The organism is Butyricimonas sp. Marseille-P2440, from assembly GCF_900091675.1.
GTDB classification, from domain to species: domain Bacteria; phylum Bacteroidota; class Bacteroidia; order Bacteroidales; family Marinifilaceae; genus Butyricimonas; species Butyricimonas synergistica.
Map to the genome: position 1 here is coordinate 1 of NZ_LT594606.1, position 14,488 is coordinate 14,488.

General features: G+C 44.6%; 9 protein-coding genes and 2 rRNA genes. 7 read left to right on the forward strand and 4 right to left on the reverse strand.

Features of this window, described 5'->3' with window-relative positions; all coding sequences use genetic code 11:
* Together BN8899_RS20895 and rrf are read left to right on the forward strand one after the other, a co-directional pair.
* Positions 1 to 97, forward strand: a 23S ribosomal RNA gene (locus BN8899_RS20895); the annotation flags it as partial.
* Between the two features lie 154 nt (positions 98 to 251).
* A 5S ribosomal RNA gene (gene rrf / locus BN8899_RS00100) occupies positions 252 to 362 on the forward strand.
* Between the two features lie 201 nt (positions 363 to 563).
* Here the strand turns inward: rrf and BN8899_RS00105 are convergent.
* The 4 genes from BN8899_RS00105 to rsmA all read right to left on the reverse strand — a co-directional run bounded on the left by BN8899_RS00105 (position 564) and on the right by rsmA (position 5,659).
* On the reverse strand, positions 564 to 1,913 hold the full coding sequence (locus tag BN8899_RS00105; RefSeq protein WP_148375191.1) for a deoxyguanosinetriphosphate triphosphohydrolase: 1,350 nt from the start codon (positions 1,911 to 1,913) through the stop codon (positions 564 to 566).
* 116 nt (positions 1,914 to 2,029) lie between these two features.
* Positions 2,030 to 3,337 carry an acetyl-CoA hydrolase/transferase family protein gene (locus BN8899_RS00110; RefSeq protein ID WP_018338596.1) on the reverse strand — a complete coding sequence of 436 codons (1,308 nt, stop codon included), beginning with the start codon at positions 3,335 to 3,337 and terminating at the stop codon, positions 2,030 to 2,032.
* 138 nt (positions 3,338 to 3,475) lie between these two features.
* Entirely contained in the window at positions 3,476 to 4,843 is a 1,368-nt protein-coding gene (gene mgtE / locus BN8899_RS00115) for a magnesium transporter (protein WP_018338597.1), read from the reverse strand.
* A gap of 27 nt (positions 4,844 to 4,870) precedes the next feature.
* Positions 4,871 to 5,659, reverse strand: coding sequence for a 16S rRNA (adenine(1518)-N(6)/adenine(1519)-N(6))-dimethyltransferase RsmA (gene rsmA, locus BN8899_RS00120; protein WP_018338598.1), 789 nt, complete (start codon positions 5,657 to 5,659; stop codon positions 4,871 to 4,873).
* Between the two features lie 130 nt (positions 5,660 to 5,789).
* On the opposite strand from rsmA, the gene BN8899_RS00125 reads away from it, so the two are divergent.
* From BN8899_RS00125 to nifJ, 5 genes are all read left to right on the forward strand, one after another.
* The gene (locus tag BN8899_RS00125) at positions 5,790 to 6,785 is read left to right on the forward strand and encodes a lysylphosphatidylglycerol synthase transmembrane domain-containing protein (protein ID WP_026207689.1); all 996 of its coding nucleotides are present in this window, start codon (positions 5,790 to 5,792) and stop codon (positions 6,783 to 6,785) included.
* A gap of 2 nt (positions 6,786 to 6,787) precedes the next feature.
* Positions 6,788 to 7,414 carry a 16S rRNA (guanine(527)-N(7))-methyltransferase RsmG gene (rsmG, locus tag BN8899_RS00130; protein WP_065217814.1) on the forward strand — a complete coding sequence of 209 codons (627 nt, stop codon included), beginning with the start codon at positions 6,788 to 6,790 and terminating at the stop codon, positions 7,412 to 7,414.
* Between the two features lie 128 nt (positions 7,415 to 7,542).
* Entirely contained in the window at positions 7,543 to 9,534 is a 1,992-nt protein-coding gene (rho, locus tag BN8899_RS00135; RefSeq protein ID WP_065217815.1) for a transcription termination factor Rho, read from the forward strand.
* Between the two features lie 141 nt (positions 9,535 to 9,675).
* A complete protein-coding gene (locus BN8899_RS00140) occupies positions 9,676 to 10,851 on the forward strand; it encodes an AAA family ATPase (RefSeq protein ID WP_065217816.1) in 1,176 nt (391 codons plus the stop codon).
* 55 nt (positions 10,852 to 10,906) lie between these two features.
* Positions 10,907 to 14,443, forward strand: a complete 3,537-nt coding sequence (gene nifJ, locus BN8899_RS00145) for a pyruvate:ferredoxin (flavodoxin) oxidoreductase (RefSeq protein ID WP_065217989.1) — start codon at positions 10,907 to 10,909, stop codon at positions 14,441 to 14,443.
* Positions 14,444 to 14,488: the final 45 nt, after the last annotated feature.

Genomic DNA, 14,488 nt, shown 5'->3' on the forward strand with positions numbered 1-14,488 from the left:
CATCTAGGGTCGTCGTAGACGACGACGTTGATAGGCCACAGGTGTAAAGCCGGCGACGGCAAAGCCGAGTGGTACTAATCACCCGATAGTTGACGTTCGGTGGGTGAGATGATTCGATTAACGTTCCAAGCGATTGTCAAAACGATCGCTTGAAGGCATGAATGAATAATGGACTTTAAAGATATTTGTCACGGTTGGCAAGAGTGCCACGCTGGAGTGACGGTAGTTGGAAACGACTTTGAATGGTATTAAACGGTGTCTATAGCGACGGTGATCCACCTCTTCCCATCCCGAACAGAGAAGTTAAGCCCGTTAGCGCCGATGGTACTGCCGAAAGGTGGGAGAGTAGGTCGATGCCAAATTTAGAGAGAGCGAGTTCAAATGACTCGCTCTTTTTTATTGTTTGAATTTTTAATTCGTTCACTACCTCCTCCGACTCCTCTTGGGTAAGCTGGGCTGTTAAGTTTTCCATGTTTTGTCATCCTGAGCTTGCGAAGGATCTCCCGCGACAACGTGAGATATTGGCAGGAGATGCTTTGCGATGAAGTTCATTTTCAATTGTTTTACCTGATTTCTGGTAGTTCTATTCCTTTGATTTTCCGGTATAGATTTAGGGCGTAAGAGTCTGTCATTCCGGAAACATAGTCTGTTACGGTTTGAATTTTTGTGTAGATGGAATCGTCTTTGTGTACTTTGTATTGTTCCGGCATAACAGAAAGAATGTTACGGGCGTAATAGGTCTCCGGTTTTAGAACGGCATCGATATATTCTTTCAATATAGTAGCCAGGATTTTGAAACCTGCAATCTGAATTTGGGTAACGATGTTGGTATGGTAAATTCGTGAGTATGCCACTTCTGTGCATGCTTCGTATGCCATTTTGTTGGTTCCGCTCAAGTGACTGATTAGACTGCCCTCAAAGGTGCCGTTCATGATCGCTTCATAGTTTTGGCAAAAGATGTCGGCACAGGCATTGATTAATTTATTGATGATTCCGGCACGCAAGAACGCTATATATTCGTTTTTATCTGTTACGATTTTAAAGGTGCGTGCAATGGTTTTTAGGTCGTCCTTGTCTGTTTCTTTATCGTAAAAATTGAGTAGGATTTTGGTTGTTTCTTCATAGGATAGAATTTTCAATTTGTGAGAATCTTCGATATCCATAATTTGGTAACAGATGTCATCTGCGGCTTCCACTAGAAAAACAAGGGGATGGCGGACGTATCTTAACGGTTTATCGCTTAGTTGAATAATTCCGAGTTCTTTGGCGACTTCCATGTAAATCTCTTTTTCACTTTGAAAAAAACCATATTTATGTCCTTTGGGGGAGGCTTTGGATTCAAAAGGATATTTGACAATGGAAGCAAGAGTCGAAAGAGTCATTGTATAGCCTCCCGGACGCCGTCCGTTAAAACTGTGAGTCAATAGGCGGAAAGCGTTTGCGTTGCCTTCAAAATGGCTGATATCAGCCCATTCTTCGTCCGTGAGGAGTTTCTTGAGATATTGTCCTTCTCCTTCAATGAAAAAATAAGATATGGCTTCTTCCCCCGAGTGTCCGAAGGGAGGGTTACCTAAATCATGAGCGAGGCACGCTGTGCTTACAATCGTGCCGATTTCTTCCAAAATTTCCGGATGTTCCAGTGTTTCTTTTGTTTTGATGAATTGGGCTATTTTGTTACCAAGGGAACGTCCCACGCTAGCAACTTCAAGGCTATGTGTCAGCCGGTTGTGCACGAAGATGTTTCCCGGTAAGGGGAATACCTGCGTTTTGTTTTGTAAACGACGGAACGGGGAAGAGAAGATCAGGCGATCATAATCTCTTTGAAATTGCGAACGGTCGTGTGAGCGAAACATGGTGATTGTGCTTCCCGGTTGATAGCGCCTTGATGATAATAGTTTATTCCAATCCATCATAATGGTCATAAGTTTACAGATTACGAGTTGCAAGTTATAGTTTTGAAACCTGCAATGAATAAGGCAAAAATAGTAATAAAAAAAAGAGGAAGCAACCGGCTTCCTCTTTATTGTTCTTATTTTGAAATGAAGTGGTAGTGGCTACCAAATCTTTCGAATGCTGCTTTATCAAGAGATTCCCTGTGATCGGGGTGAGCGATGTTGATAAGCGCTTTCGCTCTGTCTTGAAGGGTTTTCCCGTAAAGATCGGCGATCCCGAATTCCGTAACGATGTAATGGACGTCGAAACGAGTGGTAACGACTCCGGCTCCGTTCAAGAGGGTCGGGCAAATTTTGCTGACGCCTTTGTTGGTTACGGCAGGAAGTGCGATGATAGGTTTACCTCCTTCGCTGGCTGCAGCTCCGCGAATGAAGTCTAATTGACCACCGCAACCACTGTAGAATTTGATTCCGAGTGAATCGGCATTTACTTGTCCGGTAATATCCACGGAGAGTGCAGAGTTGATAGCCGTCATTTTCGGTTGTTGGGCAATGATGAACGGATCATTCGTGTAGCCCACGTCCATCATGGCAACTCCTGGGTTATCATCGATGAAGTCATAGACTCTTTTGGAACCCATCAAGAAGGTTGAAACAATTTTACCTTTGTCGAATTTTTTGTTCATGTTGTTGACAACGCCTTTCTCGTATAACGGTAATACGCCGTCAGCGAACATCTCGGTATGGATACCCAGGTTTTTGTGGTTGCCCAGCTGTGAAAGTACTGCATTCGGGATTGCACCGATACCCATTTGTAGGGTGGCTCCGTCTTCGATCAAGGAAGCCACGTTTTTACCGATGGCAATATCCTGTTCGGATAAGGTGGCTGGGTGTGCTTCGATAAGCGGGGTATTGTCTTCGCAGAAGATGTCGATGTCAGATAATCTGATAATAGCGTCCCCCCATGCTCTGGGAACGTTCGGGTTGATAACACCGATAACAGTTTTAGCGTTCTGTACGGCAGCTAATGTCGCATCCACGGAAGTTCCCATGGATACAAAGCCATGTTTGTCGGGAGGACAAACTTGAATCATGACTACGTCTACCGGATGAATGCCGCTTCTGATTAATTTTTGGGTTTCGCTCAAGTGAACTGGTACGTAGTCTGCATAACCTTCTTGGGTGGGTTTGCGCACGTTGCTACCCACAAAATAAGATTCCAGACAGAATATGCCTTCAAATTCAGCTTCTGCATAGGGGGCACTACCCTCGGTGTGTAGATGTTGTATTCTCACGTTTTTTAATTCACCAGCACGACCTCTTTTGCAAAGTGCCTGGATTAAACCTTGAGGGGCACAAGCCACGCTGTGAATGTGAATCCGGTCGTTGGATTTTACAACTTTTACAGCCTCGTCAAATGACACTGTTTTTATTCCCTGATACATAGTAATTTATTTTATTTCTATTCCTTATGATTTAATAATAGCTATCTCTTAAAAAAACGCTCGCAAGTTAGCAACACTCTTTTAATTAAACAATTTTTTCCGTAATTATTAGCTTCCAAATAAGACCGGGAATTGCGGTTACATTAGCCCCTTCAGAATGGCTTTTCCGATAAATAGGTAAATATTCAGTCCGATAATATCATTTGTCAACGTGATAAACGGTCCCGTTGCCAATGCCGGATCTATTTTCATCTTGTTGAGTAGTAGAGGAAATGCCGTGCCGAACATGGAGGCAAACATAATCACGATGAATAAAGAAATCGTTACTGTAATGGGCATCGCGTAAGAGTTCAGACCAAAAAAGAGGGATAGGATGAAAATTATAGAAGAGCAAATAGAAGCATTGATTGTAGCACACGATATTTCTTTCGTGATGCTTTGAAAGATGTTTTTCGGGTTTAGCGAATTGGAAGCAAGTCCTTTTACCACGATGGCGGAGGATTGGATACCCACGTTTCCACCCATTGCCGTGATAACGGGAATGAACATTGCAGTGGCAGGGAATAGGGCAATATCCGCCTCGTAGAAGGAGATCATGTAGGCTGCCAGCATCCCCCCGAATAATCCGATAATCAACCAGGGGAGGCGGGCTTTGGTTTGATCCCATATCGTGTCCGAAGATTCTACATCCTGGGAGATACCGGACATCATTTGATAATCTTTTTCGGCTTCTTCCCGGATGACGTCTACCACGTCATCAATGGTGATACGTCCCACGAGCCGCCCGATGGAGTCGACCACGGGGATGGCTACCAAGTCATATTTTTGCATAATACGTCCCACGGATTCCGCGGGTTCGTCCGTTGTCACGTAAGTTACGTCCGGGTTGTAGATGTTTTTGATCTTCGTGGAGGTCGGGGTTAGAATCATTTTCTTTAAAGATAGCCTGCCCTTGAGAATATTGTCGTCGTCTACCACGTAAACGTAGAATATTTCGTCCAAATTTTCGGCTTGGCGGCTAAGTTCGCGGAGGCAGGTGAGTACGGTCCAATTCTCATTAACTTTGACTAACTCTTTTCCCATGAGTCCTCCGGCGGTGTCTTCGTCGTAATGCAACAAGTCGACAATGTCTCCGGCTTGTTCGAGGTCTTCCATGTGGGAGAGCACTTCTTGTTGCTGCTCGTTGGGCATACTCCCGACAAGGTCGGCGGCGTCGTCCGAGTCCATGTTGTCGACGAAACGTTTGGCGATGATTTCGGAGGGAAACGAATCGATGAAACGTTGCCGTTCGTCTTCTTCAATTTCAGCCAGCACGTCCCCAGCTTTTTCTTCATCTAGCAGTAGAAACAGGAATTGGGCTTCTTTGGTATCCAATTCTTCCATGATTTCTGCAATATCAGCCGGATGTAACGGTTCGACCAGTTTGGCTACGTCTTCTTTGTTATTCGCTTGAATGAGTTTCTCGAGATGGGAAACAAATTCTTCCGATAGTTCAAACTGTTGCATAATTTACTGAATTAGAGATTTAAAAGTCTATATCGTGGTGGCTTTTAAATGATTAAACGTTTCAATTTCTTTGCATAGTGCGATAAAATCCTCTACACTTAATTGTTCCGGGCGCAAAGATAAGCATTCTGAAACAAAATCGGGCGAAACTATTGGTTTTAAAGAATTGCGCAACGTTTTGCGGCGTTGGTTGAAGCCTGTCTTTACAACATTGAAAAATAGTTTTTCGTCACAGTCGAGTTTTTCTCTTTTGTTGCGAACCAGGCGGATGACTGCCGATTTTACTTTTGGTGGCGGATCGAATACTTGCTCCCCGACGGTAAAGAGGTACTCGATGTCATAAAAAGCCTGCAAGAATACGCTGAGTATCCCATAGGTCTTGTTACCGTGAGGGGCGCTGATGCGTTCTGCGACTTCTTTTTGAATCATGCATACCACTTGCGGGATAAGATCCCGGTTTGCCAAAATCTTGAAAAAGATTTGAGATGATATATTATAAGGCAGGTTCCCGATCACGGAAAATGGTTCCTGGTAAAATGACCGGATATCCGACTTTAAGAAATCTCCATATATGATCTGTTGCTTGTATTCGGGTAATTCTTCGTACAGGTAATCGATAGATTCTTGGTCGATGTCAATCGCTAACACGGAAAATTTAGTGTCAGCTAATAAATGACGGGTAAGCACACCCATTCCCGGACCTATTTCCAGAACCCCCTTGGTTACAGGTAATAAACTCTCCGTAATTTTGTGGGCGATATTCTGGTCTTTCAGAAAATGTTGTCCCAGATGTTTCTTGGCTCTAACAATACTCATAGAATGAAATCAGGGTGTTATGGGTTAAACTTCCAATTATTTATTTACTTTTGCATCCAGCTTACAAAATAATGATTTTATTTTGAGTTGTGAAAATTATTGGAATGCCAATCTTGACTAAAATTTGTTGATGAAGTCATTTTATAAACAGACTGTAAAGTTTTTTGCCTTCTTGTGCGTGACGGTGGTGCTGTTTTGGCTCGTGTACCGGGATCAGGATCCTGCCGAGTTGATGAAAGCGTTGCGGGAGGATGTGAATTACACGTGGATTTGGGTAGCTATCGTGCTAGGGATTCTTAGCCACGTGAGCCGCTCCCTGCGTTGGCAGATGCTGACGAAATCCATGGGATACCGGATTTCGTTCATGAATAGTTTTATGGGGGTGATGATCGGTTATTTTGCTAACTTGGCGATACCCCGGATGGGGGAGTTGACGCGTTGCGGGGTAGTGAGTAAATACGAGAAAGTGCCTTTCTCGAAATTGTTGGGAACTGTGGTGACCGAGCGGGTTTTCGATATGGTCATGTTGTTGTTGCTTACGTTGATTGTCGTGGTGACGCAGTTTAAACAGGTCGGGATATTTCTTGATAATAACGAGGATATAAAACAAAAGTTGATCGGGATGTTTTCCTCTCCCGTGACGTGGGTCGTGTTGGGAGTACTGGTACTGGGGCTGGTCGCTTTTATCTGGTTCTTGCGGAAAGGAACGTTCTTCACCCGGTTGCATCATTTTTTGACGGGAGTGAAAGAGGGGCTGCTGACCGTGAAGGATGTCGACCACAAGTGGCTGTTTATCGGGCATACCGTTTTTATTTGGCTGATGTATTATCTGATGCTGTACGTATGCTTCTTCTGCTTCAAGTTCACTTCCGGGCTGGGACCTATGGTCGGTTTGACTGTTTTCGTGCTTTCGAGTTACGGGATGGTGGCTCCGGTGCAGGGTGGAGTCGGGGCATGGCATTTTATGGTGATTGCCGCTTTGATGATTTATTTGCCGCACACGGAGGGCGTCGAGAGTATGACGAAGACTTTCGCTTTGTTGACACATGGCACGATGACTCTTTTGTACATTGTTGTCGGGGTGATTTGTTTATTGATATTGCCGATATATAATCGAAAAAGGTGACTATGGGAATTGTAGAGAAATATTTTACCGGATTGAGTGAAAAACAGATAAGCCAGTTCAACCAGTTGGAAGGGCTCTACCGGGAGTGGAACGAGAAGATTAATGTCGTTTCGAGAAAAGATATAGATGAATTGGAGATTCATCACGTGTTGCATTCTCTGGCAATCGCGAAAGTCATTTCATTCCAGCCGGGTACCCGCGTGTTGGATGTTGGTACGGGAGGCGGATTCCCGGGAATTCCTTTGGCTATCATGTTCCCGGAGGTGGATTTTTACCTGGTGGATTCTATCGGGAAGAAAATAAAAGTGGTCGAGGGTGTGGCTTCCGCACTAGGATTGAAGAATGTGAAGGCAGATCAAGTGCGGGTAGAAACCATGAAAGAAAAGTTCGATTTTATCGTTAGCCGTGCCGTCACGGCTTTCCCGTCGTTTATGACCCTTGTCCGGAACCGGATTCAAAAAGGAGGATGCAACGAGCTTCCGAACGGGATTATCTACTTGAAGGGGGGAGATTTTGAAGAGGAAATAAAAGATTTCAGGGAGCGGATTACCGTGTATAATATTCCGGCATTTTTTGACGAAGAATTTTTTGAGACTAAAAAGGTCATTTATATGAAATATCTTAAATAATTTTTCACTAACAATTTGTGAGTAAGAAGAATTCTTTATAAATTTGTCGCAGTTTAGCATTTCCACCTGGTTCATGCCGGGTGATTTTTACTTACTGAAAAGAAATAATCCAAATATAACGTAACTATATGTACGATATTTTAGAACTGAATGAAAAGTTGCTTTCAGAATTGCGTCAAATTGCAAAAGACCTGAATGTTAAAAGGATCGAATCCTATAAAAAGAAAGAATTAATATACAAAATCTTAGACCAGCAGGCGATGGTAACTACCGAGGAGACTGCTCCCGTGGAGCCAAAGGAGAAAAAGCCCCGGGTACGTGTGATAAGAGGTGGTGCCGAAAAAGTGGGAGACTCTAAAGGCGGACTTCCTAAATTCAACAAGAACAAGGATAATAAAAAGGTAGAGGGCAAACCGGAACAACAGCAAAAAGAAGGAGCGAAGGAAGCATCCGTGAAAAAGGAAGCAGTAGCAGTGAAGGAAGAAGTTCAGCCGGTAAATGTCGTACATAGTGATATCTTGGATAAGGATTTAGTCTTTAGCCGTACCGAGAGCGGGATTGTCGTGGAAAAGAAAGCGGAAGTACAACCGGAACCAAAAGCCGAAGTAAAAGCCGATGAAGTTGCGGAAGTTAAACCGGAACAAGCTGGTCAAAGACAAGAACGCAAGGTTTTTGACAAACGGAAGAGACAAGAGAATAAGAATGTCCCCGCGGTGGAAGAGAAGAAAGAGGTGAACGTGGAAGAGAAACCGAAAGAGGAGCAAGGAGGCGAGAGAGTTCGTCCTAAATTTATAAAACGTAAACGTGTTGAGCGTGACGAGGAAGCTGTCCGTCTGGATGAAGAAGAGGATAATTTTGACGATTCTGAAAATAAGGATATTATTTCAGAGAGAGAGAATGGAAATGAGGTTTATGATAATGCTTCTTCGGAGAATGAAGATAGAAGAGATTACTCGAATAATAAAATGCGTTTTGACAAACGAGATAAATATTACGAGTTTGAAGGTATTATCTTAAATTCCGGGGTATTGGAAATTATGCCCGACGGGTATGGATTTTTGAGATCATCTGATTATAATTACTTGAATTCACCGGATGATATTTACGTGTCTCAAAGCCAAATTAAATTATTTGGTTTGTCCACGGGTGATACCGTGGAAGGTACGGTTCGTCCCCCGAAAGAAGGAGAAAAATATTTCCCGTTAATCAAAGTTTCAAAGATTAATGGAAAGTCTCCAGAGGCTGTGCGTGACCGTATTCCTTTTGACCATTTGACCCCCTTGTTCCCGAACGAGAAATTTAATTTGACTGGAAGCGGACGGGCTACTATTTCTACCCGCGTGGTAGATATGTTCTCCCCGATCGGTAAAGGGCAGCGCGGTCTGATCGTGGCTCAACCGAAGACGGGTAAGACCATGTTGTTGAAGGAGATTGCTAACGCTATTTCAGCTAACCACCCGGAGGTGTATCTGATCATTCTTCTGATTGACGAACGTCCGGAGGAGGTTACCGATATGGCACGCAGCGTGAAAGCGGAGGTGATAGCTTCTACTTTCGACGAGCCGGCAGAACGTCACGTGAAGGTGGCTAATATCGTGTTGGAAAAAGCGAAAAGGATGGTAGAGTGCGGACATGATGTGGTAATTTTATTGGATTCCATCACTCGTCTGGCTCGTGCTTATAATACCGTGTCCCCTGCGTCCGGTAAAGTACTTTCCGGAGGTGTGGATGCCAACGCTCTGCACAAACCGAAACGTTTCTTCGGTGCCGCGCGTAACATCGAGAACGGCGGTTCATTGACCATTTTGGCTACCGCTTTGACGGAAACCGGATCAAAGATGGACGACGTGATTTTTGAGGAATTCAAGGGAACGGGAAACATGGAATTGCAGTTGGATCGCAAATTGTCCAACCGTCGTATCTACCCGGCTGTGGATATTACTGCTTCCAGCACGCGTCGTGACGATCTGTTACTGGATGAAAATGTGCTGAACCGTATTTGGATATTGCGTAACTATTTGACGGACATGAATTCCGTGGAAGCTATGCAGTTCGTGAAAGATCGTTTGGAGAAAACCCGGTCGAATGAGGAATTCTTGATTTCCATGAATGACAAATAATCGAATTTAGGGGAAATACCATAGTATATAACATAGAAAAGCAGGTTAAGCTATACTTAACCTGCTTTTTATATGTTTTGCAACATCCGGATTACAAAATCCGGCTTTTTTTATTACCTTTGCCTTGCAAAAGAATAAAAAATGGAGAGTTTACGCAACACGCATAATATTCTATTGAAAGAGAGAACGTCGGCTATCCGGTGCGGTCTGTTGGATACGATTGATTATCGTGCCCGTTTGATCGCGATAAAGGGGAGCCGGGGCGTGGGAAAGACGAATTTTCTGCTGGACTTTTGCAAAGAGCATTATAAAGGAGATCCCTCCTGCTTGTACGTGAATATCAATAATCTATTTTTCGCTATGGAGGGATTGTTCAATTTTGTGGAACGTTTCTACAAGCTCGGGGGAAAAGTATTGCTGTTAGACCAAATACACAAATACCCGAATTGGGATAAAGAGCTGCGCGAGGCTTACGACCGTTTCCCGGAATTGCAGATTGTATTCACTGTATCCTCCATATTAAGAGTAAAATCGAATAAATATCTTCAAGGTATCGTGGAGATGTATAACCTGAGCGGGTTATCTTTCCGGGAATTTTTGGAATTGGAGACGGGACACAAGTTTCCCGTGTATTCTTTCGAGGAGATCGTGGAGCGCCACGAGGAGATCGTGAACGACATTCTGGAAAAGGTACGTCCGTTAGCTTTTTTTAGTAACTATTTGAAATATGGTTATTATCCCATATATTTGGAGGAGAAATCACATATCGATTATTTGTTGAAAAATATCAACTTAACATTGGAGTTTGATATTCCGTATAATAATCAGATAGAACTGAAGTATTTGACGAAGTTGAAGCAATTGCTTTATATCGTGGCAAACGGTAACAGTAATATTAATATCAGCAAATTGAGTACGCAGATCGGGGTTTCCCGAGCAACGGTGTTAAATTACCTGCATTACATGAAGAATGCGCGGTTATTGTCGCTGTTGTTCGACAAGGAAAGTGACGACGAGAACGGGTTGAAGCCGAACCAGGTATTCCTGCATAATCCGAACTTGCTGAATGCGGTTTGTTTGGATAACACGGATTCGCTGATGGTTCGGAAAACTTTTTTAGTGAGTCAGTTGTGTGCCGTGGCGAAACTAAATTATTCGGGAAACGAGGACTTGCTCGTGAACCGGAAATATGAGGTTTCCGTGCGGCAGTCAGATGATAAAGGGCGGGTCAGGGATTCAGTGATTCTGATGACCGATATGATCGAACGGGGGGAGAAGAATATTATTCCTTTGTGGCTTGCCGGTTTTGTATATTGAGTGAAAAATAAAAATAAATAGAGTGATCAACTATTGTTAGTTAATGTTTAAAAAAATGGCAAAAGAAAAGAAATTTATCACATGCGATGGTAACGCTGCCGCTGCTCATGTAGCTTATATGTTCAGCGAGGTATCGTGTATCTATCCTATTACTCCGTCGTCCCCGATGGCAGAGTATGTTGACGAGTGGGCAGCGAAAGGTCGGAAGAACCTGTTCGGTGAGACTGTTCGTGTCGTTGAAATGCAATCGGAAGCCGGGGCGGCAGGTGCAGTTCACGGTTCTCTTCAAGCAGGTGCTTTGACCACGACTTACACTGCATCACAAGGTTTGTTGTTGATGATCCCGAATATGTACAAGATTGCAGGTGAGCTGCTTCCTTGCGTGTTCCACGTGAGTGCCCGTGCTTTGGCTGCTCATGCACTTTCTATTTTCGGCGATCACGCAGACGTTTACGCTGCTCGTCAAACCGGGTTCGCCATGTTGGCATCCGGCTCTGTACAGGAGGTAATGGATCTTTCTGCTGTATCTCACCTGACCGCAATCAAATCAAGAGTTCCTTTCGTGAACTTCTTCGACGGATTCCGTACTTCTCACGAGATCCAGAAGATCGAGGAGTTGGATATGGAAGCTATTCGCGGGTTGGTTGATATGAAAGCATTGCAGGAATTCCGTGACCGTGCACAAAGTTCAGAGCACCCGGAAACAAAGGGTACCGCTCAAAACCCGGATGTGTATTTCCAAGGTCGTGAGGCTGCTAATAAATTCTACGATGCCGTGCCGGATATCGTGGCTTACTATATGGATGAAATGTCCAAGATTACCGGACGTACCTATCGCCCGTTCGTGTATTATGGAGCGAAAGACGCTGAGAACATCATCATCGCCATGGGTTCTGTCACTGAAACTATCCGTGAAGTGATCGACTACAAGGTGGCTAAGGGTGAAAAAGTGGGTATGGTTGCCGTTCATTTGTATCGTCCGTTCTCTGCCAAATATTTCATGGAAGCAATTCCTGCTTCTGTAAAACGTATTGCAGTGCTTGACCGCACAAAAGAGCCGGGAGCTAATGGTGATCCGTTGTACCTCGACGTGAAAGAGGTGTTCTACGGCAAAGAGAATGCCCCGATAATTGTGGGAGGTCGTTACGGCTTGGGTTCTAAAGACGTGACTCCGGGACAAATCATCGGTGTTTACAAGAATCTGGCGATGAACGAGCCGAAGGATCATTTCACGATGGGTATCGTGGATGATGTGACTTTCCACTCACTGCCTGTTGAGCCGGAAGTGAAAGTAAACTCGGATGCCATGTACGAGGCTAAATTCTACGGATTGGGTTCTGACGGTACGGTAGGTGCTAACAAAAACTCTATCAAGATTATCGGTGGTGCAACCAACAAATATTGCCAGGCTTATTTCGCTTACGATTCCAAGAAGTCAGGTGGTTTTACCGCTTCTCACTTGCGTTTCGGCGACGAGCCTATTCGTTCTACTTATTTAATCACTACGCCGGACTTCGTGGCTTGTCACGTGCCCGCGTACATCCATATGTACGATGTGTTGAAAGGATTGAAAAAAGGCGGTTCTTTCTTGTTGAACTCTCTTTGGGATGAAAACGAGGTTGCCAACCACCTGCCGAATCACATGAAACGTTACCTGGCTGAAAACGATATCAATTTCTATATCATCAATGGAACCAAGATCGGTCAGGAGTTAGGTTTGGGTAACCGTACTAACACGATCATGCAATCTGCATTCTTCAAGATCACGAACGTGATTCCTTATGATTTGGCTGTTAGCGAGATGAAGAAAGCGATCGACAAATCATATGGTAAAAAAGGAGAGGCTGTAGTGAAAATGAACTATGCCGCAGTAGATGCCGGAGGTATCGATACGAACGTGGTAAAAGTAGTCGTGCCCGCTGAATGGAAGAATCTGAAAGACGAGAATTGCGCTCCCGACACGAATCGCCCGGAATTCATCCGCAACGTGGTTGACGTGATGAACGCTCAAAAGGGGGATGATCTTCCCGTTAGCGCTTTTGCCGGACGTGAAGACGGTTCATTCCCTGCCGGGACTTCTAAATTCGAGAAACGCGGTATCGCTATCAACGTGCCGGAATGGCAAGTGAATAACTGTATCCAATGTAACCAGTGTGCTTACGTTTGTCCTCACGCTGCTATCCGTCCGTTCTTGTTGACTGACGCCGAGTTGGCTGCCGCTCCTGCCGGAACGGAAACGAAACCGGCTATCGGTAAAGAGCTTGCCGGATACAAGTTCAAGATCCAAGTATCCCCGTTAGACTGTACCGGTTGCGGTAATTGTGCCGATGTATGTCCCGCAAAAGAAAAAGCGCTTATCATGAAGCCGCTTGAATCTCAGGAAGCGGAAATTGCTCGTTTCAAATATATGGACGAGAAGGTAGGTTACAAACGTGTTGTTGAGCCTAACAATGTGAAGAATTCTCAGTTCCAACAACCCTTGTTCGAGTTCTCCGGGGCTTGTGCAGGTTGTGGTGAAACTCCTTATATCAAGTTAATCACCCAATTGTTCGGCGAACGGATGATGGTGGCTAACGCTACGGGATGTACTTCTATCTATGGTGGTTCCGCCCCATCAACCCCGTATTGCAAAAACTACGTTTCCGGACGTGGTGTGGCTTGGGCTAACTCCTTGTTCGAGGATAATGCCGAGTACGGCTTCGGTATGGCTGAAGGAGCCAACCGTTTGCGCAATCGTGCTAGAAGATTGTTGGAAGAAAATATGTCAAGTTTTTCTGCGGACACGCAAGCTGCTATCAATGAATGGATTGCCGCTTACGAGGATGGCGACAAGACTTTAGTGGCAAGCGACAATATGTCTGCTGCGCTGGCAAAGGAAACTTCTGCTGTTGCCAAGGAGATCATGACGTTGAAACCCTACTTCCCGAAGAAATCTCAATGGATATTCGGTGGTGACGGTTGGGCTTATGACATCGGTTACGGCGGTTTGGATCACGTGTTGGCAAGCGGTCACAACGTGAACGTGCTGGTGGTTGATACCGAGGTTTATTCCAACACCGGAGGTCAATCATCCAAATCAACCCCCGTGGGTGCTGTTGCTAAATTTGCTGCCAGCGGTAAACGCGTACGCAAGAAAGATTTAGGCGCTATGGCTATGTCATACGGCTATGTTTACGTTGCACAGGTTGCCATGGGATCAAATCAAGCTCAATATTTGAAAGCGTTGAAGGAAGCTGAAGCATATGACGGTCCGTCTTTGATTATCGCTTACGCACCGTGTATCAATCACGGTCTGAAAGCAAGCATGGGTAAATCTCAGGCTGAAGAGAAGAAGGCTGTTGAATGCGGATACTGGCAGTTGTATCGTTACAACCCGATGTTGGAGGAAGAAGGCAAGAACCCGTTCCAATTGGATTCCAAGGAGCCGGATTACAGCAAATTCCGTGAATATTTGATGGGTGAAGTTCGTTTCAACTCGTTGATAAAAGCTGCTCCGGAAGAAGCCGAGAAGCTGTTCGCAAAGACTGAAGCTGACGCTAAATGGCGTTACGAGGGCTACAAACGTCGTGCTGAGATGAAATACGGTGAATAATTTTCATGATTAATATTTTGATTACGGGGTCACTTTCGGGTGACC

Bases quoted from the DNA above. Each gene is read 5' to 3' on its own strand.
- BN8899_RS00105 (WP_148375191.1), bottom strand. From the start codon at position 1,913: ATGATGGATTGGAATAAACTATTATCATCAAGGCGCTATCAACCGGGA.
- BN8899_RS00110 (WP_018338596.1), bottom strand. From the start codon at position 3,337: ATGTATCAGGGAATAAAAACAGTGTCATTTGACGAGGCTGTAAAAGTT.
- mgtE (WP_018338597.1), bottom strand. From the start codon at position 4,843: ATGCAACAGTTTGAACTATCGGAAGAATTTGTTTCCCATCTCGAGAAA.
- rsmA (WP_018338598.1), bottom strand. From the start codon at position 5,659: ATGAGTATTGTTAGAGCCAAGAAACATCTGGGACAACATTTTCTGAAA.
- BN8899_RS00125 (WP_026207689.1), top strand. From the start codon at position 5,790: ATGAAGTCATTTTATAAACAGACTGTAAAGTTTTTTGCCTTCTTGTGC.
- rsmG (WP_065217814.1), top strand. From the start codon at position 6,788: ATGGGAATTGTAGAGAAATATTTTACCGGATTGAGTGAAAAACAGATA.
- rho (WP_065217815.1), top strand. From the start codon at position 7,543: ATGTACGATATTTTAGAACTGAATGAAAAGTTGCTTTCAGAATTGCGT.
- BN8899_RS00140 (WP_065217816.1), top strand. From the start codon at position 9,676: ATGGAGAGTTTACGCAACACGCATAATATTCTATTGAAAGAGAGAACG.
- nifJ (WP_065217989.1), top strand. From the start codon at position 10,907: ATGGCAAAAGAAAAGAAATTTATCACATGCGATGGTAACGCTGCCGCT.